At 52.6% G+C, this 24,020-nt stretch carries 23 protein-coding genes; 10 read left to right on the forward strand and 13 right to left on the reverse strand.

The window, feature by feature from the left end; genetic code table 11:
* The first annotated feature begins 974 nt into the window (after positions 1-974).
* Positions 975-3,770, forward strand: a complete 2,796-nt coding sequence (locus ACEQ15_RS13050; RefSeq protein ID WP_370279627.1) for a bifunctional aconitate hydratase 2/2-methylisocitrate dehydratase — start codon at positions 975-977, stop codon at positions 3,768-3,770.
* A 650-nt stretch (positions 3,771-4,420) separates the two neighbouring features.
* Here the strand turns inward: ACEQ15_RS13050 and ACEQ15_RS13055 are convergent.
* On the reverse strand, positions 4,421-5,725 hold the full coding sequence (locus tag ACEQ15_RS13055; RefSeq protein WP_370279628.1) for a Na+/H+ antiporter NhaC family protein: 1,305 nt from the start codon (positions 5,723-5,725) through the stop codon (positions 4,421-4,423).
* A 343-nt stretch (positions 5,726-6,068) separates the two neighbouring features.
* Positions 6,069-6,326 (reverse strand): RSP_7527 family protein, encoded by a 258-nt coding sequence (locus tag ACEQ15_RS13060; RefSeq protein WP_370279629.1) that lies wholly within the window; start codon positions 6,324-6,326, stop codon positions 6,069-6,071.
* Positions 6,327-6,554: 228 nt separating this feature from the next.
* Here ACEQ15_RS13060 and gcvA point away from each other — a divergent pair, with 228 nt between their 5' ends.
* Positions 6,555-7,466: a transcriptional regulator GcvA gene (gene gcvA / locus ACEQ15_RS13065; protein ID WP_370279647.1), complete on the forward strand. Its 912-nt coding sequence runs from the start codon at positions 6,555-6,557 to the stop codon at positions 7,464-7,466.
* 63 nt (positions 7,467-7,529) lie between these two features.
* On the forward strand, positions 7,530-9,512 hold the full coding sequence (locus ACEQ15_RS13070) for a DNA topoisomerase III (protein ID WP_370279630.1): 1,983 nt from the start codon (positions 7,530-7,532) through the stop codon (positions 9,510-9,512).
* A gap of 10 nt (positions 9,513-9,522) precedes the next feature.
* Here ACEQ15_RS13070 and ACEQ15_RS13075 read toward each other — a convergent pair whose 3' ends face one another.
* Positions 9,523-9,915 carry a thiol-disulfide oxidoreductase DCC family protein gene (locus ACEQ15_RS13075; protein WP_370279631.1) on the reverse strand — a complete coding sequence of 131 codons (393 nt, stop codon included), beginning with the start codon at positions 9,913-9,915 and terminating at the stop codon, positions 9,523-9,525.
* On the opposite strand from ACEQ15_RS13075, the gene ACEQ15_RS13080 reads away from it, so the two are divergent.
* From ACEQ15_RS13080 to ACEQ15_RS13095, 4 genes are all read left to right on the forward strand, one after another.
* Positions 9,914-10,993 carry a DNA alkylation repair protein gene (locus ACEQ15_RS13080; protein WP_370279632.1) on the forward strand — a complete coding sequence of 360 codons (1,080 nt, stop codon included), beginning with the start codon at positions 9,914-9,916 and terminating at the stop codon, positions 10,991-10,993. The genes ACEQ15_RS13075 and ACEQ15_RS13080 overlap by 2 nt on opposite strands.
* Positions 10,994-11,239: 246 nt before the next feature.
* Complete coding sequence (locus tag ACEQ15_RS13085; protein ID WP_370279633.1) at positions 11,240-11,623, forward strand: PH domain-containing protein; 384 nt, start codon at positions 11,240-11,242, stop codon at positions 11,621-11,623.
* A 56-nt stretch (positions 11,624-11,679) separates the two neighbouring features.
* Entirely contained in the window at positions 11,680-12,327 is a 648-nt protein-coding gene (locus tag ACEQ15_RS13090) for an SGNH/GDSL hydrolase family protein (RefSeq protein WP_370279634.1), read from the forward strand.
* A 223-nt stretch (positions 12,328-12,550) separates the two neighbouring features.
* Entirely contained in the window at positions 12,551-12,865 is a 315-nt protein-coding gene (locus ACEQ15_RS13095) for a hypothetical protein (protein WP_370279635.1), read from the forward strand.
* Positions 12,866-12,872: 7 nt separating this feature from the next.
* Here the strand turns inward: ACEQ15_RS13095 and ACEQ15_RS13100 are convergent, their stop codons facing one another.
* The 10 genes from ACEQ15_RS13100 to ACEQ15_RS13145 all read right to left on the reverse strand — a co-directional run bounded on the left by ACEQ15_RS13100 (position 12,873) and on the right by ACEQ15_RS13145 (position 21,019).
* Positions 12,873-13,784, reverse strand: coding sequence for a LysR substrate-binding domain-containing protein (locus ACEQ15_RS13100; RefSeq protein WP_370279636.1), 912 nt, complete (start codon positions 13,782-13,784; stop codon positions 12,873-12,875).
* 227 nt (positions 13,785-14,011) lie between these two features.
* Positions 14,012-14,431, reverse strand: a complete 420-nt coding sequence (locus tag ACEQ15_RS13105) for a hypothetical protein (RefSeq protein WP_370279637.1) — start codon at positions 14,429-14,431, stop codon at positions 14,012-14,014.
* Between the two features lie 9 nt (positions 14,432-14,440).
* On the reverse strand, positions 14,441-15,097 hold the full coding sequence (locus ACEQ15_RS13110) for a class I SAM-dependent methyltransferase (protein WP_282356205.1): 657 nt from the start codon (positions 15,095-15,097) through the stop codon (positions 14,441-14,443).
* Between the two features lie 5 nt (positions 15,098-15,102).
* The gene (locus ACEQ15_RS13115; RefSeq protein WP_370279638.1) at positions 15,103-15,429 is read right to left on the reverse strand and encodes a hypothetical protein; all 327 of its coding nucleotides are present in this window, start codon (positions 15,427-15,429) and stop codon (positions 15,103-15,105) included.
* Positions 15,430-15,436: 7 nt separating this feature from the next.
* Positions 15,437-16,600, reverse strand: coding sequence for a glutathionylspermidine synthase family protein (locus tag ACEQ15_RS13120; RefSeq protein WP_370279639.1), 1,164 nt, complete (start codon positions 16,598-16,600; stop codon positions 15,437-15,439).
* Positions 16,600-17,187, reverse strand: a complete 588-nt coding sequence (locus tag ACEQ15_RS13125; RefSeq protein ID WP_370279640.1) for a DUF1190 domain-containing protein — start codon at positions 17,185-17,187, stop codon at positions 16,600-16,602. The genes ACEQ15_RS13120 and ACEQ15_RS13125 overlap by 1 nt, the downstream gene beginning before the upstream one ends.
* 15 nt (positions 17,188-17,202) lie before the next feature.
* Positions 17,203-17,613 (reverse strand): DUF350 domain-containing protein, encoded by a 411-nt coding sequence (locus ACEQ15_RS13130; protein ID WP_370279641.1) that lies wholly within the window; start codon positions 17,611-17,613, stop codon positions 17,203-17,205.
* Between the two features lie 33 nt (positions 17,614-17,646).
* Positions 17,647-18,687 (reverse strand): ion channel, encoded by a 1,041-nt coding sequence (locus ACEQ15_RS13135; RefSeq protein ID WP_370279648.1) that lies wholly within the window; start codon positions 18,685-18,687, stop codon positions 17,647-17,649.
* A 137-nt stretch (positions 18,688-18,824) separates the two neighbouring features.
* Positions 18,825-19,658 (reverse strand): 3-keto-5-aminohexanoate cleavage protein, encoded by an 834-nt coding sequence (locus tag ACEQ15_RS13140; protein WP_370279642.1) that lies wholly within the window; start codon positions 19,656-19,658, stop codon positions 18,825-18,827.
* Positions 19,659-19,678: 20 nt separating this feature from the next.
* The gene (locus ACEQ15_RS13145) at positions 19,679-21,019 is read right to left on the reverse strand and encodes an aspartate aminotransferase family protein (RefSeq protein WP_370279643.1); all 1,341 of its coding nucleotides are present in this window, start codon (positions 21,017-21,019) and stop codon (positions 19,679-19,681) included.
* 125 nt (positions 21,020-21,144) lie between these two features.
* On the opposite strand from ACEQ15_RS13145, the gene ACEQ15_RS13150 reads away from it, so the two are divergent.
* The 3 genes from ACEQ15_RS13150 to rmuC all read left to right on the forward strand — a co-directional run.
* A complete protein-coding gene (locus ACEQ15_RS13150; RefSeq protein WP_370279644.1) occupies positions 21,145-22,041 on the forward strand; it encodes a LysR substrate-binding domain-containing protein in 897 nt (298 codons plus the stop codon).
* A 116-nt stretch (positions 22,042-22,157) separates the two neighbouring features.
* Positions 22,158-22,520 (forward strand): hypothetical protein, encoded by a 363-nt coding sequence (locus ACEQ15_RS13155; protein ID WP_370279645.1) that lies wholly within the window; start codon positions 22,158-22,160, stop codon positions 22,518-22,520.
* Between the two features lie 39 nt (positions 22,521-22,559).
* A partial coding sequence (gene rmuC, locus ACEQ15_RS13160; protein WP_370279646.1) for a DNA recombination protein RmuC occupies positions 22,560-24,020 on the forward strand: 1,461 nt, incomplete at its 3' end.

Below are 24,020 nucleotides of genomic sequence, written 5' to 3' on the forward strand. Positions count from 1 at the left end.
AACCTTTTTGTACGAGCATCCGGTAATTGTTGGGGCTGCTCGGTTTCCTGGTCAGTCATATTTTCAGGCGTCAAACGAACCGCTATTTCCTGCAACTAAAATTATTATCTTGTCAGGATTGTCGACAATGTTAGCTATAAAGCGCCTCAAATCAAGTGTTATTGGCCGGATTTCGTCAGAATTACATACAATCTAAGACTATTTGATAGTGCTTGTAACTTCATTTGAGCAATTTTGAAGTGGTATTGCGCTCGTTTTCTGCAACGCAGAAATGACCGTGGAGCTGCTTTATTGAATGAATAAAGGATCAAGGATGTGAATCGCCACCAGTATGCTGGGCGCCGCTTAGTCAGAGAAAATGACATGACAAGAGGGGCATGTGAGCAATTAGGCGTTATCCAGAAAACTTAAGATCGCAGCGGTCAAACAAGTAACCGTGGCAGGTCGTAATTTGGTAGGTGTCGTCCGGCGATTTGGAACAACCGCTCACAGTCTTTACGCGCAGATCAAACGCGACGGCCCTAACGCTGAGAAGCATAGGCAAGAGTCAGGTGGTGAAGTGGGGATTCGGTGCCCACAGCAAGAGGGCTCAAAGATCCAAATATGATTCTGGGGCGTCTAACTGGTCGATTAAACCACTATGGATACGAGCGTTGGTGAACTAGCCACGCAATAAAAATATGACTGATCCACCTTGGGAGTGTCATGAAGGTAAATGTTTATAAAAATGATTGTTATTTGCAATAAAGTGTAATCACTCTACCATGCTTGTGCATAAATGTACATATTTCATCCAATGTAAATCGTCTAAAATACGTTGGCTTTAGTACTATTTTTCTAATTTATATCCACTATTTTTTTGGCTTATATAGACTATTAGTTTCATTTAGGTAGTTTTCGTTGAGCTGTTTGCAGCTTTTTTTTTATAATCTGCCAGCAAATCATAACTAGATTTAAGTGAGACGCTGGAGCCTATGAGTTACTATTCTGACTACCTAGAAGAAATTGAGGTTCGTAAAAAGGACCTAGGTCTAAACCCAAAACCAATCGATAGCGCGGAATTGCTTTCTGAAATCATTGCCCAGATCAAAGACACTGGTAATGCAGAGCGCGAAGCTTCTCTAAACTTCTTCATCTACAACACTCTACCTGGTACTACTCCAGCGGCTGGCGTTAAAGCGGCTTTCCTGAAAGACATCGTTCTGGGTAAAGAAACTGTTGCAGAAATCTCTCCTGAGTTTGCGCTAGAACAGCTATCTCACATGAAAGGTGGTCCTTCCGTTGAAGTTCTGCTGGACATCGCTCTGTCTGACGATGCTCAGGCTGCTGCTGCGGGTGAAGTTCTGAAGTCTCAGGTATTCCTGTACGACGCAGACACCGCTCGTCTGGCTGACGCTTTCAAAGCGGGCAACGCCATCGCTAAAGATATCCTGGAAAGCTACTCAAAAGCTGAGTTCTTCACCAAGCTGGACGACATCCCAGAGAAGATCGAAGTTGTTACCTACATCGCTGCAGAAGGTGATATCTCTACTGACCTGCTGTCTCCAGGTAACCAATCCCACTCCCGTGCTGACCGTGAACTGCACGGCAAGTGCATGATCTCTCCTGAAGCTCAACAAGAAATCGTTGAACTTGGTAAAAAACACCCTAACGCTAAAGTGATGCTGATCGCTGAAAAAGGCACCATGGGTGTAGGCTCTTCCCGTATGTCTGGTGTGAACAATGTGGCACTGTGGGCGGGTGAGCCAACTTCTCCATACATTCCATTCGTAAATAACAAACCTGTTGTTGCGGGTACTAACGGTATCGCGCCTATCTTCCTGACGACTGTTGGTGTAACCGGTGGTATCGGTCTGGACCTGAAAAACTGGGTTAAGAAAACCGACGAAAACGGCGAAATCGTACGTGACGCAAACGGCGACCCAGTACTGGAAGAAGCATATTCCGTTGCAACTGGTACTGTTCTGACCATCGATACTAAAGCTAAGAAGCTGTACAACGGCGACCAGGAGCTGGTAGACGTATCCGACGCTTTCACACCGCAAAAAGTTGAATTCATGAAAGCGGGTGGTTCTTACGCGGTTGTATTTGGTAAGAAACTGCAGACTTTCGCTGCTGAAACTCTGGGCGTTGAAGCTCCGGTTGTTTACGCACCTTCTAAAGAGATTTCCAACGTAGGTCAGGGCCTGACTGCTGTTGAGAAGATCTTCAACCGCAACGCGGTAGGTGTTACTTCTAAGACTCCTCTGCACGCCGGTTCTGACGTTCGCGTTAAAGTGAACATCGTAGGTTCTCAGGACACTACCGGTCCTATGACCTGTCAGGAACTGGAAGCAATGGCTGCTTCTACTATCTCTCCAAGCGTTGATGGTGCTTTCCAGTCTGGTTGTCACACTGCGTCTGTATGGGATAGCAAAGCTAAGGCAAACACGCCTAAGCTGATGGCATTCATGAACGCGTTTGGCGTAATCACTGCACGTGACCCGAAAGGCGTATACCACTCAATGACTGACGTTATTCACAAAGTACTGAATGACATCACAGTTGACGACCGCGCTATTATCCTCGGTGGTGACTCTCACACCCGTATGTCTAAAGGTGTAGCGTTCGGTGCTGACTCCGGTACTGTTGCTCTGGCACTGGCGACCGGTGAAGCGGCAATGCCAATCCCTGAGTCTGTTAAGGTAACCTTCAAAGGCAGCATGAAGCCTCACATGGACTTCCGTGACATCGTACACGCCACTCAGGCGCAGATGCTGAAGAAGTTCAACGGCGAAAATGTCTTCCAGGGTCGTGTAATCGAAGTCCACATCGGTACGCTGCTGGCTGACCAGGCCTTCACCTTCACCGACTGGACTGCAGAGATGAAAGCGAAAGCTTCTATCTGTATTTCTACTGACGAGACGCTGATTCAGTCTCTGGAACTGGCTAAGTCCCGCATCCAGATCATGATCGACAAAGGCATGGAAAACAGTGCAAATATGCTGCACGGCCTGATCGAACTGGCTGACAAGCGTATTGCTGAAGTGAAATCCGGTGAAGCGCCTGCGCTGGCTCCGGACGACAACGCTAAGTACTACGCTGAGCTGGTTGTTGACCTGGACGCAATCGACGAGCCAATGATTGCTGACCCAGACGTAAACAACGAAGACATCTCTAAGCGTTACACCCACGACGTGATCCGTCCTGCTTCTTACTACAATGGTCGTCAGGTAGATCTGGGCTTCGTTGGTTCTTGCATGGTTCACAAAGGCGATATGCAGATTATTGCTGCGATGCTGCGTAACCTGGAGAAGAAAGGCCCTATCTCCTTTAATGCGCCACTGGTTGTTGCGCCACCTACTTACAACATCGTTGATGAGTTGAAAGCGGAAGGCGACTGGGAGCTGCTGGAGAAATACGCTGGCTTCGAATTCTCTGACGAGAATCCAAAAGAAGAAGCGCGTACCAAGTACGAAAACATTCTGTACCTGGAGCGTCCTGGATGTAACCTGTGTATGGGTAATCAGGAAAAAGCAGAACCAGGTGACACTGTGCTGGCGACTTCTACTCGCCTGTTCCAGGGCCGTGTTGTAGAAGACACTCCAGAGAAGAAAGGTGAGTCTCTGCTGGGCTCTACCCCAATGGTTGTATTGTCTTGTATCCTGGGTCGCTTCCCGACTCTGGAAGAGTACAAAGAAGCCGTTGAAGGTATCAACCTGACGTCTTTCGCTCCACCTGCGGAAGACCTGAGCGTAGCACCTAAGGCTATCCCAGCTGCACGTATCTAATCACTGAATACGTGACTAATAAAAAGCCCTGATCATTCAGGGCTTTTTTATGTTTGCAGGTTAGTCTTGCTGGTTGTGCTTACGTGGCGAACTCCGCCCCTGCAATCACATGCTCATACGCGGCTCGATCATAAATATCCTTCCCGTAATCCTCATCCATACATAGCGTCATTCCGCATTTATCGCAGTTATAAACTGTGTGGTCACCGATATGCGCCACTTTGTGCAGAGAGGGCGAAGGTGCGGCTTCTTTGGCGGGAGTCAGGCAGCACGTACAGTAATCTTTCCGTTCCAACATAATCCGAGTCCTTTTATCACACGTACTTCTTAGTGAACGTAGCGGTATGGTATGACCCGTTCGGCTGGAACTGCGGATATGGTGCCGAACACTGAGAGTCCCGATCCTTATCTGGAGTCCGTCACATAGCAAACAAGATGTGTAGTTATCCTGTTATTCGTGACTGAATTTTCATTTTATTTACTGGTGCTTAAAAAAGTAGCAACAGTTTTAGGGCTCGGATATAGGAAAAATTCTTAATTTTTAACGAGTTGGTTGAGCGATTGTTCGTTAATTGGATGATTTAAAGAGGTAGGGAAGATGCAAGGGAGGTTGAAAGGGCGTAAACCCGAAGATTTACGCCTTGTAAGGATCAGCGATTTGGGCGACCCAAAAGGATGGAGATGACTGCGGCGATACCTAGGAGTGCGCAGTAGTAGATTGAGCCAACCAGCTCCAGTGGTGACAGCTTGGCGATAGAGGCTGCTAGCAGCACCTGCGCACCATAGGGCAGAAAGCCCTGCACCACGCAGGAGAAGATGTCCATCAGGCTGGCGCTGCGTTTTGGATCCACACCGTAACGGCTGGCTATATCTTTGGCCAGCGCGCCACTCAGCACAATTGCAACGGTGTTGTTTGCGGTTGCCATATTGGTCAGTGCAACCGCGGCGCCGATACTGACTTCACCGGAACGCGGTGACGGTTCGTGGTTGTGTTTGCGGCGGGTAAGACGGTCGATCACGCCCGCGATATATTCCACGCCACCCTGAGATTTCATCATTGCACCAAGACCACCGATCAGCATCGACAGGATCAGGATCTCCTGCATGCTCGTGTAACCTGCATAGATGTCTTTCGAGAACTGGGCCACGCTGTAATCCGGCAGCTGTACCATGCCGACTACACCCGCGAACAGAATGCCGCTGAACAGAACCAGCATAACGTTCAGACCACTGAGTGCCATGATCAAAACTGCGATATAGGGCAAAACCAATAGGATGTTGGTGTCGTCCGTTGTGCTGACTTCTCCGCTACCGCCCATGGTAAAGAGCAGAACGCTTGTTAGTGCCGCAGCTGGGATGGCAACCTTGGCGTTCAGGCGCAACTTGTCGCGCATTTCACAGCCCTGGGTGCGAGTGGCCGCAATGGTGGTGTCGGAGATAATCGACAGGTTGTCACCAAACATTGCGCCGCCAATCACAGTGCCGGCAGCCAATGCCATCTCGATACCGGTCGCGTCCGCTACGCCCACTGCGATTGGTGCCATTGCGGCAATGGTGCCCATGGAGGTTCCCATCGCAGTGGCAATAAATGCACTGATCACAAACAGGCCTGGTAGAACCAGTGGATCGGGAATCAGGCTCAGGCCCAGGTTTACGGTGGCATCCACGCCGCCGATCGCTTTGGCCACACTGGCGAAGCCGCCTGCCAGCAGATAGATCACCACCATCGTGATAATGGTGTTGTCACCGATCCCTTTGATAAAAGTTTCGATACGCTCGTTTAACGGGCCTTTCGCCAGCAGCATGGCAAGCAGGATGGCTGGCAGGATCGCTACGGGTGCAGAGATCTGGTAGAAGGCGAATTCAACAGCCTGGTTCTGGTAGTAGATGCCGCTACCGATAAACATTGCCAGAAACAGCAATAGAGGGAGCAGCGCAATAGGTGACGCTTTCATCTGTGATTCCTGAAAATAAGTGCCGATCAGGCAGTATTCCTGTTCACCCGGTGACTTGTGGGGCCGGATGCTAGTGGGAGTTTAGTGGGTTTGCCACTGATGCGCCTGAGAATGTAACGGGGGAGTGCCGCGTTGTCGGGCGGAATTATAAGGAAAGGGCTGTAAACCGCTAAGACGGATTTATTCTTTTATATTTCTAAAAGTAATAAATGTGTCTTTTTTAAATTTCCTTATGGAATATGTGTTTGCTAGCTCGAAGTGTTTGGAGGATCGTGCTGAAAGAGAAAGGAGGTACAAAAAGAAAACAGGGGCCTAAAGGTAGGCCCCAAAGAGGTGTGTTCTCTTAGTAACCTAAGAGGGTCCCGAAAGTCTTCTGCGGTTTGAAGTCCAGCTTGGTCGCTGCTGTCGCAATACGCTTAATCAAACTAAAAACAGATGTAACCATGAACATGACGACCTCCGCGCGCATGACGTAAGCTTCCTGCATGTAGTAATCCATGTCAGGTTCGCCATATTGGTTTGTGCGGATATCAAAATCACTGTTCATTTCATTCACCAGATAAAAAACTGTTACGTTGCCGGATAGTGGGGTAATGTTCACCAGCGTTGGTTCCTGTCTGAGAGCTGTAGCTCGGTAAAGCCCGTCATGTCTGCATCTCAGCGTTGGAACGCTGTGTTGATGGCGGTTATACTAAAGTCTAAGCGGTTAACTAACAAACGACAGTTTTTCAGCTTATTGATTAGAAAAATTCACCATTGTAACCTGCGTGAAACATCTCAATTCTTCGCAGGGATACCAAGTAGGTCAAAGTAGACCCGGGAGGTCGTTATCAGACGTTTACCCCCATTAAACGCCTTGCGAAGTTTTGAGGCTGCGGCGCGTCTGGGTAGCTTTAATCAGGCGGCCGATGAGTTATTTGTTACGCCCTCTGCGGTGAGTCATCAGGTGAAAGCGCTGGAAGCTTTTCTGGGCATGAGTCTTTTCCGTCGGGAGAAGCGTAAGGTGTTTCTGACAACCGCCGGTGAAAAATACCTGGTGGCGATTCAGTTGGCGCTGGATGAGATCGACAGCGCAACCCGCCGTTTGATGGCTTCGCCAAATGCTGGAGCCGTAAATATCGCAGTTGCGCCTGCCTTTCTGACTCGGTGGCTGGTGCCGAGATTGGCAGACTTTCAAAAACAGTATCCGGATGTTGAGCTGCGACTCAGTACCTTGTCAGGCCTGATCGACTTTGAGCATTCGGATACCGATATGGCGATCTATTTTGGCGACGGGCGCTGGAAAGGGGTGGAAGCTCTTTTTATGCGTAACTCCGCTATCAAACCGGTTTGCAGCCCGTTGTTATTGGAAGAGGGCAAGCTAACCAAACTTGAAGACCTGAAGAACCATACCCTGATCCATGTATCCAGCCGTACCCAGGAGTGGCATCAGTTGTTGCGTCAGGAAGGGATCAGTTGGTCGCGGGATCAGAAAAGCCTGACCTTCTCTAACACCTCGTTGGCACTGAATGCGGCGATGGAAGGTTTGGGTGTGGCGCTGTCGGACAGTCAGTTGATTGAGCGTGAAGTGCAGTACGGCCAGTTGGTACAGCCGTTTGACATGGTGTTGCAGTCCGCCCGCAACTTTTACCTCGTGTATTCCAATAAACGTCAGCCTACGTTTGGAATGGAATCGTTCCGCGACTGGCTGATGGTGAAGATGGAAGAGTATCGCGAAACGGATACTGGTAATCAGGAATAAAGTTCGCTAGATTGCTGTTTTTATATACAGTATCTATTTGCAGTCAGAGCAGCGAACACACTAATGATTCTCTACATCGCCGAAAAGCCCAGCCTGGGACGTGCTATTGCGGATGTGTTGCCTCGCCCCCATAAGAAAGAAGACGGCTGCATCCGTGTGGGCAACGGTGATGTAGTGACCTGGTGCATTGGGCACCTGCTGGAGCAGGCTGAACCCGATGCCTACGATCCCGCCTATAAAAAGTGGACGCTGGAAAGCCTGCCGATTGTACCCGAGCAATGGCAACTGCAACCCAAGCCGAAAACCCGCAAGCAGTTAACTGTGATCCGTAAACTGATAAAAGAAGCGGATCAGTTGGTGCATGCGGGAGATCCGGATCGAGAGGGCCAGTTGCTAGTGGATGAAGTGATCGACTTTATCGGCGTGCCCGCTGGCAAAAAAGCCAGTATTCAGCGTTGCCTGATCAGCGACCTTAACGCACCTGCCGTTAAGCGTGCCTTGAGTCGGTTGCGCGACAACCGCGAGTTTATCCCTCTCTCTGTATCGGCACTGGCGCGCTCTCGTGCGGACTGGTTGTATGGCATGAACATGACCCGCGCCTATACCCTGCAAGGCAAAAAAGCTGGTTATAACGGTGTGTTGTCGGTTGGTCGAGTACAGACGCCGGTGCTGGGGTTGGTCGTGCGTCGTGACAGGGAGATAGAAGCGTTTCAGCCTAAGCCGTTTTATGAAGTGATCGCCCATCTGCTGACCCCGGAAGGCGAGCGCTTTACCGCCAAGTGGCAACCTAGTGAAGCCTGTCGTCCCTATCAGGATGAAGACGGGCGCGTGCTCTCTAAACCACTGGCGGACAATGTAGCGGGGCGCATCACCAATAAGCCGGGTCAGTTAACCAAGCTGGAGCAGAAAGAGAAACAGCAATTTGCGCCACTACCCTACAATCTCTCGGCGCTACAGATTGATGCGGCAAAACGGTTTGGCATGAGTGCGCAGCAGGTACTGGATAGCTGCCAGGCGCTCTATGAAAAACACAAGCTGATCACCTATCCCCGTTCCGATAGTCGTTATCTCCCCGTCGAACAACATAGTCAGGCGCCATCGGTGATTGAGGCGATCAATCGCAATTGCACCGCATTTGAGCCTGCGAAAGCGTTGTTGAATCCATCCCAAAAGAGCAAAGCCTGGAATGACAAGAAAGTGGATGCCCACCACGCGATCATTCCAACAGCAAAAAGCACGGATCTGGATCGTCTGGGTAAAGCGGAACGCCAAATCTATGAGCTGGTTGCCCGTCAGTATCTTTACCAGTTCCTGCCCCCGTATAAGTACTTCGAAACCAAGGCAGAGATCATTATCGAGGGTGGGCGCTTCACCGCTTCCGCGCGGCAGCCGTTAGAACCCGGTTGGAAGGTGCTGGCGGGTAAGCAAACCGATAAGGATGACCAGGAGCAGCAGCTTCTACCACCACTTACCCAAGGGCAAACACTACAGTGTGAGCGTGGTGAGGTGTTGGAAAAAATGACCCAGCCGCCCAAATATTTCACCGATGCAACGTTGCTGGCGGCGATGACCGGTATCTCCCGATATGTAACCGACAGTGAAATTCGCAAGGTGCTGAAGGATACCGACGGTTTGGGCACCGAAGCCACCCGCGCCGGCATTATCGAACTGTTGTTTAAGCGGGGTTTCCTGCGCCGGGAAGGTAAAGCGATCCGCGCAACAGAAGCAGGTTGTGGGTTGGTGGATGCGTTGCCGGATAGCGCGTCTAAACCCGATATGACCGCCCACTGGGAATCTCAGCTGGATGCAATTACGCAGAAGCAGGCCAGCTACCAAAGCTTCATGGCGCCCTTGCTGACCCGCTTAGATGAGTTGATTGCCCAGGCGGTCACAACCGTGCCAACCAGCTTAAAAGGGCTGCCATCAAGTCCGGTTAAGCGACGCCGCAAACGCAGTAGCTCGGCTTCACGTTCAGGCTCGGGTGCAGGAAAAACAGGCCGCAGTTCATCTCGCAGATCTTCGCGAAAGTCGGTACAAACAGCCTGACTCACTGACGTTAGTGAGGTGGACAGTGCGGTGGTAAGCGGCCTTCCCGACGCAAGCGGCGCCGAGTTGCATTTGCGTAGTAGCGTTGGCTGAGCCCGTATATAAACGGACGTTGCAGGAGCCAGGCCAAGGGGCGAAAGAGTAGGGTGCGTGACCAAAGACAGATAAACGCATCCAGCCCTTTGATTACCGAACCGTCGTCGGTTACCAGATGCAGTTCAAGCATGGCATCGATCGGTTTGATGTCTCGCTCCTGTAACCAAGGTTCCTGATTGGTAATATCAAACCAGTGGATGTTTGGGTCTTTGCAGATACGCTTGAATTGCGCCATCTGACGCAAGCAGATAGGGCATAGACCGTCATACAGCACCGTTACGTGCTTATAATTTTTGGAGTCTTTCATGTCTCAAGCCCTCAAGGAAGCATACGACCAAACCTATATTGATCGGGTAGCACAAGCCTGCTGCAAGGCTTACCCATCGTTTCCGGCCGAGCGTTTTATCCAATCTGTCTTCGACCATCAGTGGCACGCACGTGAGCTTAAGGCCCGCAGCCAGCATATTCGCCACTGTTTGCATCATGCGCTGAATATGCCCTACGAAAAGGCGATCACCGTGGTGATGGAGGTGGCGCCTGAATTCGGGGGGTATGAAGCGCTGTTCTTTCCCGATTTTGTGGAAGCCTACGGTCAGCAGCATTGGGATCTGTCGATGGATGCCATGCAGTGGCTGACCCGTTTCTCCAGTGCCGAGTTCGCCGTGCGTCCATTCATTCAAAGTGACCCTACTAAAATGATGGCACAGATGCGGGTGTGGAGTGAGCATGAAAACTACCATGTACGCCGCCTGGCCAGTGAAGGTTCTCGACCTCGGTTGCCTTGGGGGCAAGCATTGCCGATATTCAAAAACGACCCGTCACCCATCCTGCCGATACTCGAGACGCTAAAGCAGGATGATAGCGATTACGTGCGCCGCAGCGTGGCGAATAACCTCAACGATATTGCTAAGGATAATCCTCAAGTCACCATCGACTGGGCCAAGCGCAACAGATCCCAGCACCCGCACACCGACTGGATCATCAAGCATGGTTGTCGCACGTTGCTGAAGCAGGCGCATCCCGACGTGATGGCGCTGTTTGGTTACCATCCCACCGATGAGATTGAGGTCAGCGACCTTCGGTTAGGGCAAGCGAGCATCCAGATTGGTGAAACACTGAACTTTGAGTTCAACGTTAGGGCGCGTAATGGGCTGCTCGGCAGGTTACGTATCGAATACGGGATCGACTATGTGAAAGCCAACGGCCAGTTGAGTCGCAAGGTGTTTAAGATCTCTGAAGGTGGGTTTGACGAGCAGGCGCGATTTTTTAGCCGCAGCCAGAGCTTCCGTCAGATGACAACACGCAAGCATTATCCAGGCATTCATGGTGTGGCAGTGTTGATTAACGGTGAAGAGAAGGCTCGGGCTACCTTTGAGCTGAATTGATTTATACCGTTACCTTGCGGTTTGAATGCCTTTCCTAAGAGGAAAGTGATCAGCGTTGTCTGAGGTAGCCAAATCCTCTGGCATCACCTATAAAACCATACGGCTGATGCTGTTTTTGTCATGCGCTGCTGATACTCTGGATTTAAATCCGGTGTTGATCTCGAGTGTTACTGTGCACGGGCCGCTTTTCAGCTGCCGTTCAGTCTCACGCGGGCAAGCTGGTCTCAAATTGATGGAGGTACAGGAATGGGATTGTTAGATGGACTACTGGGTAATGCCAGCGATATTGATATCGATGAACTGAAAGAGGAACTGGAACCGGTCCTCTACGAAGGCGAAGAGATTCGTCTGGCGTACAAAGTGATTCGTGATAAGTACGTGTTTACCGAGTCTCGCCTGATTTTGATTGATATTCAGGGCATGACCGGCAAAAAACGGGAATACCTGACGATTCCATACAAGTCGATTGTGCGCTTTGCCGTTGAGACCTCTGGGCATTTTGATATGGACTCCGAGCTGAAGCTTTGGTTGTCCGGCATGTCCGAGCCGATGGTGAAGGAGTTCAAGGGCGGTGAATGTATCATTGAGATACAGAAAGCTCTGGCCGCAGGGATGTTCGGCAAAGCTTAACCGCCGATTCGTTCTTGTTGTAGGAAAGTAACAACGTATTCAAGGAGGGAATAACAGTGTTAAAAAATGTTCTGGTGTATTCGGATTCGCTCACCTGGGGCATCGTGCCGGGAACCCGTGAACGGCTGGATTTTGACCAGCGCTGGCCGGGCGTATTGGAAAATGGACTGATCCTGGATGAGCACCATGTGCGGGTGGTTGAGGATTGCCTCAACGGTCGCCGTACGGTGCTGGAAGATCCGTTTAAGGCGGGGCGCAACGGCCTAGAAGGGCTGGCGCAGGCGATTGAAAAGCACTCACCGCTGGCACTGGTGATCATTATGTTGGGCAACAACGATCTGCAGTCGATGCATACGCATACTGCCTGGCATGTTGCTCAGGGGATCGCCTCCCTGATCGATGAAGTAAAAAACGCGCCCATCGAACCGGGCATGCCGCAGCCGCCGATTCTGGTGGTGTGCCCGCCGGTGATTCAGTCGCCGAAAGGGCCGATTGCCGATAAGTTTGTGGGTGCGGAAGAGAAAGCCGTAGGGCTGGCACGCGAGATGCGCAATGTGGCGGCGACAAAAGAGGTTCACTTCTTTGATGCCGCAACGGTTACGTCTACCAGTCCCGTGGATGGTGTGCATCTGGATGCAGACCAGCACTTTGCCTTAGGTCGTGCGTTGGTGGATGTAGTCGACCAGATTCTGGAGAAGGATTAGGCCGCTAGATCTAAATTGTATAGTCTCGTTCCGATGCTTTGGGGTTGCGATAGAAATCGGTCTTAGCATGTGTAGCAGCCCGCTCTGAGGGCGACAGGTGTATTAACCTAGCTAAAGTCGCGGTCGGAGCCCGCTGCTACGAGTGCAAGAAAGAGATACTTTCACAATCCCAGAGCATGGGAACAAGAAACAAGCATGACCACAACTCAGCAAGGATGCCGAGATGAAGATCAAACCACTGTTACTGGCGTTATGCGTCGGTCTTTCCACGTCTGTTGCTGCTTCAAAAGAAACAAAACGCTACACCATCAAGTGGCAGGAGCAATCCAACCGAATCCTGTTTGATTCTGTCTGCTACAACTACCCAGAGGGTAGCATTCCTTATCGGCGTTGCCGGACGCAGGCACAAAAGCACTTTACCCAGCAGTGTCGAGCGCTTTCCGATAAGTACAGCCGAACACGGACGCCTTACAACCAGAAATACAAACAGAAGCGTGACAAGTTCTGCCACGCCGCGGATCGCTATTTTCCGCTTTGATCTGTAACTATTGCTTAACAGGCTTCATATCGGCCACCCAAGGGTGGTCGGCCAGCATCTGGATCAGGTGGTCGATAAACAGGCGAACTTTAGGGCTCAGGTGGCGGCGACTCGGGTAGAGGGCGTGTACCTCTGTCCCAGGTAGGTGGAACTCCTCCAGTACCTGAACCAGCGCACCACGTTCCACTTCACCGCGACAGAACGCTTTCGGTAGACGTGCGATACCGAGGCCCTGTACGGCCATATCACGCATAAACATCAGGTTGTTGGCTTTCAATCGGGCGGAGATCGGTACCGGAGCACCATTGTTCCAGTTTTCAAACTCCCAGTGCAGGCTGTTGGACAAGCGACCCAGACAGGAGTGCTGAGACAGTTCACCCGGGTTGCGCAGGGTGCCGTTACGGTTGATGTATTCCGGGGATGCATACAAACCGCTGGAGATCGAGGCGATCTTGCGGGCGATCAGGCTGGAGTCATCCAGGTGGCCCACTCGCAGTGCCAAATCAATCCCTTCCTCGATCAGATCGGCCAGTCGGGTCGACAGTTCCAGCTCCAGCTGAATCTTCGGATAGCGACGCATAAAGTCGGCGATCACATCGTTCATCAGGAAGATGCCCATCTCTGGTGGCATGGTAATGCGCAGGCGACCCTGGGGTTCCGAGTGGTGGGCGGATACCAGATCGGGCAGCTGTTCCAGTTCATCGATCAGCGGGCGGCAGCGCTCAAACAGTTCCTGACCCTCATCGGTGAGTTTCAGCTTGCGGGTGGTGCGTTGCAGAAGGCGCACACCAAGGTCGTCTTCCAGCTGGCCGATACGGCGGCTGATGGTGGATTTCTGGATACCCAGTGTTTCGGCAGCGGCAGTGAAGCTGTTAGTTTCGACAACACGCAGGAAGAGACGTACATCGTTCAGGTTCATAAAGCGCTTTTTCCCAGGACAACAAAAGGGCCGGTCGCAGATCGTGGTATGTGATCAGGGGCGAATGGCATTAGATACATCGGATTGTAGCGTAAAATGGAACAATCAGGTGCGAGTATGGAGCAAAGCTCCCGAATAGGCAAAGCGGTTGAGGTGTTCGCTTGGCTTTCGGAGGGGGAGTGGGCTAATCCGGAGTTCAGGTCAGGCGTGGGAAGGAGAGTGGCAAATCACCACTCATCCATCTCCAGGTCGTACAGGCGTTCGACCGCATCTTTCAGGTGGAAGATCAGGTCGGTATAGCGGTCGCTGTCCGCTTCAATATCGATATCACCCAGGCGATCGGCGGTCGCTTCCAAGCTTTCACCGCGGTAATCCACACCGTAGTCATCCATCAGCCATGCCATCAGTGCATTCACTTCAGGCGCGGTCTGAACGATGTCCAGATCATCCAGGTAGTATGCGCGGGCCTGCTTCAGTAGTTCCATCAGAGGGCTGTTGTCGTTGGTTTTGACGTACAGCTCCAGCAGATCACCCGCCTTTGCGATACGGTAGTCGGCATCGCTGAATTCGGCCGCCTCTAGGTCTGCCTGATTCTCGAAGGCTTGCAGTTTGGCAGAATCGGAGCGGTAGTTACGCAGAATGAACATGATGCAACCTTAGCGGATCTTGCGTACAACGTTCATGCCGTCGCGGACGGTGAGGAATACGTTTTCCACGTTCGGGTCGTCGGCAATGCGGCGATTCATCTCTACCAACACATCGTCAATTTCGGACTCCGGCTGCAGTACCTTACCGGACCACAACACGTTATCCAGCACAATCAGGCCGCCCGGGCGGGTCAGTTCCAGCACGCGCTCGTAGTAATTCAGGTAGTTACGCTTGTCGGCATCAATGAAGGTGAAGTCCAGTTCGCCCAGCTCGCCTTTTTCCACCAGGTCGTTGATGGTGTCCATGGCGCGACCAAAGATTACTTCGATCTTGTGGCCGTGAGGGCTGCGATCGTAGAAAGTTTGTGCGAATTCGATGGCGCGTGGGTTGGTTTCACAGCAGATCAGGCGGCCGTCGTCCGGCATCGCTTCCGCGATTGAGAGTGCGGAGTAGCCGGTAAACATACCGATCTCCAGGCAGTTCTTTGGCTGCGCCAGCTGTACCAGCATTTTCAGTGTGCGGCCGACCAGGCGACCGGACAGCTTCTGCGGCCACCCCATGTTTTTATTGGTTTCGTCGATAAGTTCTTGCAGCAGTTCCGGTTCACGGGTGGTGTTCAGGAAGGCGTAATCTTCGATAGCTTCGTTAACAAGGAAGTCGGACATGGGGGTTAAGGTATCTCTTTTAACATCACTTTGCTGGCCCAGACCTCCATCGGTTCAGAACCGTCGGAGGGCATCAGGCGAAATCGGCAGAGAATAATATCACTTTCCGGGCATTCCATGATAATCGCTTTTGCTCCGGCAGGTGCCGGGAAACAACCCTGTTCCGGTTTTTTACCTACACCGTAGAGCGACCAACTGAGCAGTTGGCGGTATTGGGCTTCGGTTTCACACACGGTATAGCTGTTATCGACCACTTCGTATGTGGATTCTGCGTGAACAGGAAGTGCCAGTAGCGCGGTGATAACAACACACAGCGCAGGTATCTGTTTCATAGAAACTTCACAAGATGATGTGTGGCAGGAAACGGGAAAGATCCTGGGTGATCGGGCCGCTATCTTCACGAATTGAGATACCCGCAGGTTGGTCATTCACCAGCCAGGAGCCGATCAGGGTATGGTTGTCGCCAAAACGCGGTAAAGGGTGCCACGCCTGAATGATATAACCCTCTTCACCGTAGGGACCATCACTGGCCAAAACCGTCTCGCCGTTTTCATGCACCGAGATGTTGGCGCCTTCGCGGGAGAAGATCGGTTTGCGTACATACTTGCTCAGGCTGCTGGCCGCCGGGTCATCCTCAAAGAATGCGGGCAGCAGGTTGGGGTGATTAGGAAATAGCTTCCACAGCATGGGTAGCAGGGCTTTGTTGGAGATGACCGATTTCCAGAGCGGTTCCAAAAAACGGCAATGGCTGCCAGCCACGTTGTCGCCGTATTCTTCGCGTTGCATAAACTCCCAAGGATAGAGCTTAAACAACCAGCTGATGTTGTTGTCTCTCAGGTCGGTGAAGCGGTTACGGTCGCTCAGGCCGATATCTTCCACGTAAACGAAGTCACAGGTGATGCCGGCCTGCTCGGCGCAGTCCTGCATATATTGCACGGTGCCACGGTCTTCATCGGTATCTTTGCAGCAGGCAAAGTGCAGGGTGTGATCGGGCATCTGTTGTTTGAGCTGGGCAAAGCGATTGATCAGCAGCTCCTGCAGCGCATTAAACTGGTCGGCCTCACGGCTGAGGTGGCCGCTGTTTACCTGATCCTCCAGCCACAGCCACTGCCAGAAACCGGTTTCATATAGGCTGGTGGGCGTGTCTGCGTTATTCTCGTAGAACTTGGCAGGACCTGTGCCATCGAAGGCCAGATCGATACGGCTGTACAGGCTGGGCTCGCGGGCGTACCAGGAGCTGGCGATCTGATCCCAGAAGGACTCGGGAATGCAGAATTTCGACAACAGCTCTTCGCTGCGCACAACCTGATCCACCACCTCCAGGCACATCTGGTGAATTTCTGCGGTGGGATCTTCGATCCGTTTTTCGATCTGTTCCAGGGAAAACTGGTAGTAAGCGGTTTCGTCCCAGTAGGGCTCGCCGTGCATGGTGTGGAAGTGAAAGCCAAACTCTTTGGCTCTCAGCTTCCAGTCGGCACGTTCAGTTGTAGGGATGCGCAGCATCAGCCGCCCCAGGATGATTTGCTGGAGATGGTTTTGCCAAAACCGCCACGCCCCAGGGTGCGAGAGCTGCCTTTTAGCGGGGTGAACGCCTTGCTGCTGACCTGGGTTTTGTATTTGCTTGCGTCACCGAACAATGCACCGTTGGCTCCCACCCATTTGTTATAGGAGTTGGCGCTTTTGCTTTTGCCCAGCGGTTTGGGGCGGTCAAAGTCCAGGTCAAACTCATCGCTGGTTTGCTCGTTTTCACCAAGCATGAAGCCGGCCATCAGCGGGTAGAAGTAGCGGGAACGTTGCTCACAGCCGTTGTAGCCAAAGTCATATTCACAATCCCGCATCGAGAGGTAGCGCGGTTGTGTGCGGTGCCACTCGGAGAGTGCGTTCTGGTAGGCGAATTCACAGCGTTGCAGGTCAAGCGGATTGTCCAACTCACACTCGGCAACGGTGCGATAGATAAAGGCATCGGTGCTGTCACAGCCGCTCAGTACGGCGCCACCACCGATCACGATGCTGACCTTGGTAAGCTGGGCTGCAGACAGGTCTGGCAGCTTACGCATCTTGCCGAGGTTTATCTGTCGGGATCTTTTCATCCGTGATGTCCTCCCTTAATAGGTCAGAGACGCGGCGTTAAGGATACCGATCGCGATGGATACGGCGCCCAGGACGATACCTGCTGGGACTTCATTGTCCTGAATGCGCTGGCTGATCAACGGCATAAACATCCGTACAACAAAATACGCGATGATCTGTGCAATCAATGCCACGACTGCCCATACCGCAAAGTCCATCAGAGAGACAGAGTTGCTGGCAGCGCTACCCAGTGCAATGGAGTAACCGATCACGGCACCACTCAGTGCACATGCGGCTGCACTGTTCTGGTTTTTTACCAGCGCCCAGTCATCGTAAGGTGTAAACAGGGTATAGAGAAACTTGAACAGCAGCAGGGCGACCAGAGACAGGCCGAAATAAAGTGCAAAGTTCAACAGACCGTTCAGTAGAGGCTCGAAAGCTTCCATGCGGGGCTCCTATCTAAAAAACAAAGAGTTGTTTCAACGGGACGCGAGTGCAGCCCAGTCGAAGGTTTTAATTCGGTTATCGGCAATGTAGTAGATCGTACAGCCCGCTTTTACACGCTGCTCCAGTGATGGATTCACTTCCGGGCGGCCGTCTGAGTCCAGGTCCACGGCAATCAGTGTAGCACCGTAGTTCTCTTTCAGGGGCACGTACAGATCGCGTACACACATCTCCGGCAAGCCGTCAGGGTACTGGATCGAGTATTGGGTCATACCTTCGGCGGCGCTCAGCAGTTCGCGGTGCAGGCAGCTTGAGCCTGGATCCATCGCGGCTTTCACCATTAATTCCGTGGATACGGATGGCGTGCATTCGATGGTTGGGCAGTGCTCTTTTAACAGGCGTGCCAGGGAGTCATCCCGGAAAAAGGCGATGATGTGTGCATTGTGATTCTGGCCGTAGGCGTAGAGGCCTGCGGTCAGGGTAAAGTCGTCCTGCGCGGTGTCGATGATAATGGTCGACGCTTCGTTGATGCAGGCGCGATCCATATCCTTATCGTCGTTAAATGCCTTGGCGCGGATAAATTCGATCTCGCCCGGCATTGGGTTTTCAGGCAGGTCGGTCACACAGAGGCAGATCTTGCGGCCTTTATTCTGGGCGGCTTCCAGAAGCAGAAGGCGCAGCATGTCGGGGGTGCGCTGTTCGTCCCAGCCAATAACCAGGATGTGATCGCGCAGGTTCAGATCTTTCAGACCCATGATTCCTTTTCTCCACTGATAGGCACTGAATGCGGCCACTTTACCCGCTGTCAGTGCAAACAGGCTCAGGCCAAATGGGATAACAAAGAAGGCAACAATGAATTTACCTTCGGGGGTTGAAGGTGAGAGGTCGCCGTAGCCCACCGTGGAGGCGGTTACCAGCAACCAATAGAAGAAGTCACTACCAGTGAGTGCGTCTTCATTGACGGCAGACAGCAGAAGCCAGGCCAGCAGAATATACAGCAGCACCATCATCACAATGGCTTGCCAGTTCATCTGCTTAAAATGGCGATCGACCAGCTTTTTTAGATATCGGAACATCAGCACGGCAATCGAATTTCCTTACTCGTTAAGAGTGAGATCATACTGTGCCGGTGAAAAGCGTACCAGAGGTGGATGTAAGGAAGAGATGGGATGCCCGATCTTCGCGGGCATCCGGTAATGATCGTTTTTACCGTTCAGAACTGTAGGCGGAACTGTTCAGCGCTGATGGTTGCTCGCCCCATGGATCGGGCAACATCAGCCGCCTGAGCAATCAGGGTGGCGTTGCTCTCGGCCAGGTTACCGTGCATGTCGTGCAGGTTATTTTCAAATCCCACACGTACGTCTCCGCCTAGAGCTATTGCAGCGGCTGCGCAGAGGTGTTCTTTGGCGCCAAAAGCACATACCGCCCATGGTGTGTCATCGCTGTGCGCCATCAGCATCGGCAGCAGGTCTTCCGGTTCTGACTGCAGTGTTTTGCTGTAGCGCCCCAGTACAAACAGCAGGTGGTGTTTGTCGGCGGGTAATATGCCTTTTGCTTTGAGCTGGTGGTAACGGCGCACATCATCAGCGGAGTAGAGGATGAACTGAGCGATGATGCCGCTATCCCGCACCCAACTGAAAAATTCCCGTCCGCGTGTTTTGTCCGCATCGCCGTCGGTGGGGATCAGCTCTTTGACAGCAAAGGAGGCTGCTTCCGGCTGCAGCTCGCGGATCAGGTGGATCTGTTCATCCGGCGTAAACTGGCCAACGGCTTCGGTGGTGAGCTGGATAACAACGTCACTGCCCAGTTCGGCACGTACCGCTTCCATAAACTGACGGTTGATCGCCGGATCAAGGGTATGTTTGCCCTCTGCATCACGGGCATGCAGGTGTACAACAGCGGCACCCGCTTCAACCGCCGCGCGTGATTCTCTAGCTGCGGTTTCCGGTGTAATCGGCAGGCGAGGGTGATCCGTTGGCATGCGGCGTGCGCCGTTAGGCGCGACAATCAGCGTTACGGGTTGGGTCATTGTGTTGTCCTGGTCCATGTGGTTTTCCTCTCTTCCTCTTATGCCGTGCAGCATACCTGGCTAATTGCAGAATCTACCGAGCGTTTTAGTTTGCTTACCAGCTCATCTACGTGATGTTCATTGATGATGAATGGTGGTGCCAGCAGTATGTGGTGCCCTTCACGGCCGTTGATCGTACCGGACATTGGATAACACATCAGTCCGTTGGCCATCGCTTCCTTCTTGATCATCGTATGGATGGCGGTTTCTGCCGGCAGCGGTTGTTTGGTCTCGCGATCGGCAACCAGCTCCAGGCCGATAAACAAACCACGGCCACGAATATCGCCGATATTTTCGTGATCGCCAAAGGTCTGCTGCAGTGAGTTTCTCAGCGTATTGCCCATCTGGTGAACGTTTTGCAGCAGGTTGTCATCCTGAATGGTGTGCTGAACTGCCAGCGCTGCGGCACAGGCAACCGGGTGGCCCATGTAGGTGTGGCCGTGCTGGAAGAAACCGCTGCCGTCCGAGATGGTGTCAAAGATCTTCTGCTGCACCATGATCGCACCGATCGGCTGGTAACCGGCACCCAGGCCCTTGGCCATGGTGATCAGGTCAGGCACCACATCGTCCTGTTCACAGGCGAACAGGGTACCGGTCCGGCCCATGCCACACATCACCTCATCCAGGATCAGCAGGATGCCATACTGATCGCAGATCTCACGGATGCGTTTCAGGTAGCCCGGTACCGCAGGCACTGCGCCGGCTGTTGCACCGACGACCGGTTCAGCCACAAACGCAGCGACATTCTCCGGACCCAGCTCCTGCAGTTTTGCTTCCAGCTGATTGGCCATACGCTGGCCGTACTCAAACTCTGTTTCACCATCCTGCTGCCCTCGGTAGGCATAACATGGGTCGATGTAATGGGCTTCGGTCATCAGAGATGCAAAAGGTTCGCGCCGCCACTGGTTACCGCCGATACCGAGTGCACCCAGGGTATTGCCGTGGTAGCTCTGTCGACGGGTAATGTAGAGGTGGCGTTTGCTCTCGCCACGTTCGAGAAAGTACTGACGCGCCATCTTCAGCGCAGCTTCCACGGACTCTGAACCGCCGGAGGTGAAATACACTTTATTCAGGTCGCCGGGTGCTTTCGATGCGAGGAATGCTGCCAATTGCTCGGCCGGTTCAGAGGTGAAAAATCCGGTATGAGCAAAGCTCATCTCTTGTACCTGAGATTGAACAGCTTTAACTACCCGTGGATGACCGTAACCGAGACTGGTAACTGCGGCGCCGCAGCTGCCGTCCAGATATCTTTTGCCGTTTTGGTCGATGAGGTAAGGGCCTTCTCCGCCAACAGCAGTGGGAAGTGTGGTGTGGCAGTGACGATGGAATACGTGTGACATGGTGTGTTTAGGCTACAAAGTCTGTGTTGGGTTGTTTTGTGTGTATTAAAGAAGGCTTCGCTTCGTTCAACAAACGACTTATTATCGAGGGGTATGAGCATTTGGAATGACTTTGAGGAATCGAGATGCGACGTCATCTACCCCCGTTAAATGCCCTTAAAGCGTTTGATGCCGCTGCACGCCATCTGAGTGTGACCACTGCGGCCGATGAGTTGTGCGTGACCCAGGGGGCGGTCAGTAAGCAGATCCGACAGCTGGAGAGTGCACTGGGGGTCGGTCTGTTTGAACGGAAACCCAACGGCATATCGCTAACTGAAGCGGGTGCACAGTACTTGCCATTTGTGTCGGCGGCGCTGGACTCCCTGGATTCGGCCACAGAACAACTACAGGGTGGGAAGCGGCAGCGCGAGCGGCTGTTGCTGAGTGTTACGCCTTCGTTTACCAGCAGTTGGCTGATCTCACGTATTCACGCGTTTGAACAGCAGCATCCCCACCTGCAGGTGGATCTGATTACCGGTGATGGCAAGCCTAACTTTTCCGGTACCGAGGTGGACCTCGCAATTCGTTGCTTACGGCCGGAACGTGCCGGTCAATATCACCGTCTTTTGCTCAGCGAACGTTTGTTGCTGGTGGCCTCTCCAGACCGGCTTGCCGAGACACCTGTCCAGCAACCTGTTGATATCCTGCAGCACCGGCTGCTAACCCAGGTTACCCGCCCAGGGATGTGGGATGAGTTTCTCCATACCTTAGGGGTAGATGGATCCCCGGCGCGTCATGGTGCGGGTTTTGACCATTTCTTTTTGGCGATCAAAGCAGCGGAAGAGCAGTTGGGTCTGGGTTTGGTGCCTGACTTCCTGGCGCAGGAGTCCATAAATGAAGGCCGGCTGGTCAACCCGTTGGGGCTCAGCATGATGAGTGGATTTGCCTACTATCTGTTTTGTCCGGGTTACAAAGCAGAGCTGTTGAAGGTGATCCAATTCAGGGATTGGTTGGCGCAGGAGCTGATTTCAGCACCGCTGTAAGAAACGAAATAAGGTTATTTGCAGGAATATTTGGGCTTCGGCTTTAGGCGGGTGGGTGAGTCGCTGCAAATTACGTACAATAGGCTGAAATTATTCGCTTTTTGGAGAAAACTCTCGTGGATGAGGAACTGAAGTTACTCTACGTCTTTCTGGCAACTGGCCTGGTATCAATGTCTGCAGCCCTGAGTGCGGGGGCAATCAACAAGCTGCCGGACGAAGATAAGCCTGAGTTTGCGAAAAGCCGCAACGGTCTGGTTGCCGTGATCATGTCGGGTAACTACTCAGTACTGACCTTGCTGTTCGCGATGGCGTTTGGTGTGCTCAAACTGGACTGGTGGATTCCACTGAGCTGCCTGTTCATCTCCTTCCCAGTTATTCACGTTGTACTGTTGCAGCGCCTGTTGGGTGACGTGAAAAACCTCTTTATTATGATGCCGCTGGTTGTCGCGTCCGGCTTCGCCCTCTATTACTACTGGTAAACCAAACCGATGGAGCTGGCCCAGTTGTTCGCTGCACCTATGGATTCCGTAAGTATCCTGATTGGCGCCTCCGCGGGGGCGCTTTTCGTTGGGGCTGTTTGTTGGCAGAAGCTCAAAGCAAGGCAAGAAGCATTAGAGCATGCGAAGGCCGAGCTTGTAGCGCAGCAGCAACATCTCCAGGAACAGGCCGTTCAGCAGGCGCGTCTGGAAGAGCGTCTGGAGCTATTGGAGCAGCTGCAGCAGCAAAAGCAGCAGTTGGATGAAGAGCTGAAGCTGGTTCGGGAAGAGCTGGTTGTGCGCAGTCAGGATTACGCCGAGCTGGAAACACGACTGGAAGAGCGTTCTGGTCAACTGGCCGCCTTGCGTGATGACCTGCAGGAAATGTCGCAACTGGCAGAGCAGCGGCAACAGGACTTAGTCCGTCGCAGCAGTGCCCTTGCGGAGCTGAAGACTCGCTTGGATGCGGAGCGCAGGGCTCATGCGGACAAGCTAAAGGCGCTGGAAGACGCACGTGAACAACTGAAGATCGAATTCCAGAACCTGGCCAACAAGATCTTTGAAGAGAAGTCTGCCAAATTCAGCCAGGCCAATCAGGAAGGGCTTGGTCATCTTTTAAATCCGTTACGTCAGCAGCTGGGTGACTTTAAGAAACGTGTTGAAGACGTCTACGACAAGGAAGCTAAGGATCGTCGCTCCCTATATGAGCAGATCGGTCAGCTGAAAAAGCTGAACCAGCAGATGAGCCAGGATGCACTCAACCTCACCAATGCCCTGAAAGGGGAGAGCAAAACCCAGGGCAACTGGGGTGAGGTGATTCTGGAGCGCGTGTTGCAAGAATCCGGTTTGCGCCCTGGGCATGAATACGAAGTGCAGGTGTCGCTTTCCGAGTCAGGCAAACGTTACCAGCCGGACGTTATTGTGCGCTTGCCGGATAACAAGGATGTAATTGTTGATGCCAAGGTATCGCTGACTGCCTACGAACGTTACTGCTCTAGTGAGGATGAGCAGGAGCGTCAACGCTATCTGCGAGAACATCTGCAGTCGCTGCGCGGCCATGTGCGTGGCCTGAGCGACAAAGCATATCAGAAGCTGGAAGGTGTGCGTTCCCTCGACTTTGTACTGCTGTTTGTACCGGTGGAAGGGGCCTTTATGCTGGCCTTGGAAAACGATAATGCACTGTTCAACGATGCCTTTGAGCGCAATATTATGCTGGTGAGTCCGGCCACGCTGCTGGTGACGCTACGCACGATCCACAACATCTGGCGTTATGAACACCAGAGTCAGAACGCCCGAGAGATTGCCAAGCGAGGCGGCGAACTGCACGACAAGTTTGTTGGATTCATCGAAGCGATGGAAGACATCGGTCGTCACCTGGAGCGAACCCGCTCTGCATACGATACTGCGTGTAATCGCCTCTCAACCGGCCGTGGCAATCTGGTCAATCAAGTGGCGCTGTTGAGTCAGCTGGGAGCCAGTGGAAAGAAAAAGCTGCCGGACAGC

The organism is Pontibacterium sp. (assembly GCF_964228735.1).
Lineage (GTDB): Bacteria > Pseudomonadota > Gammaproteobacteria > Pseudomonadales > Balneatricaceae > Pontibacterium.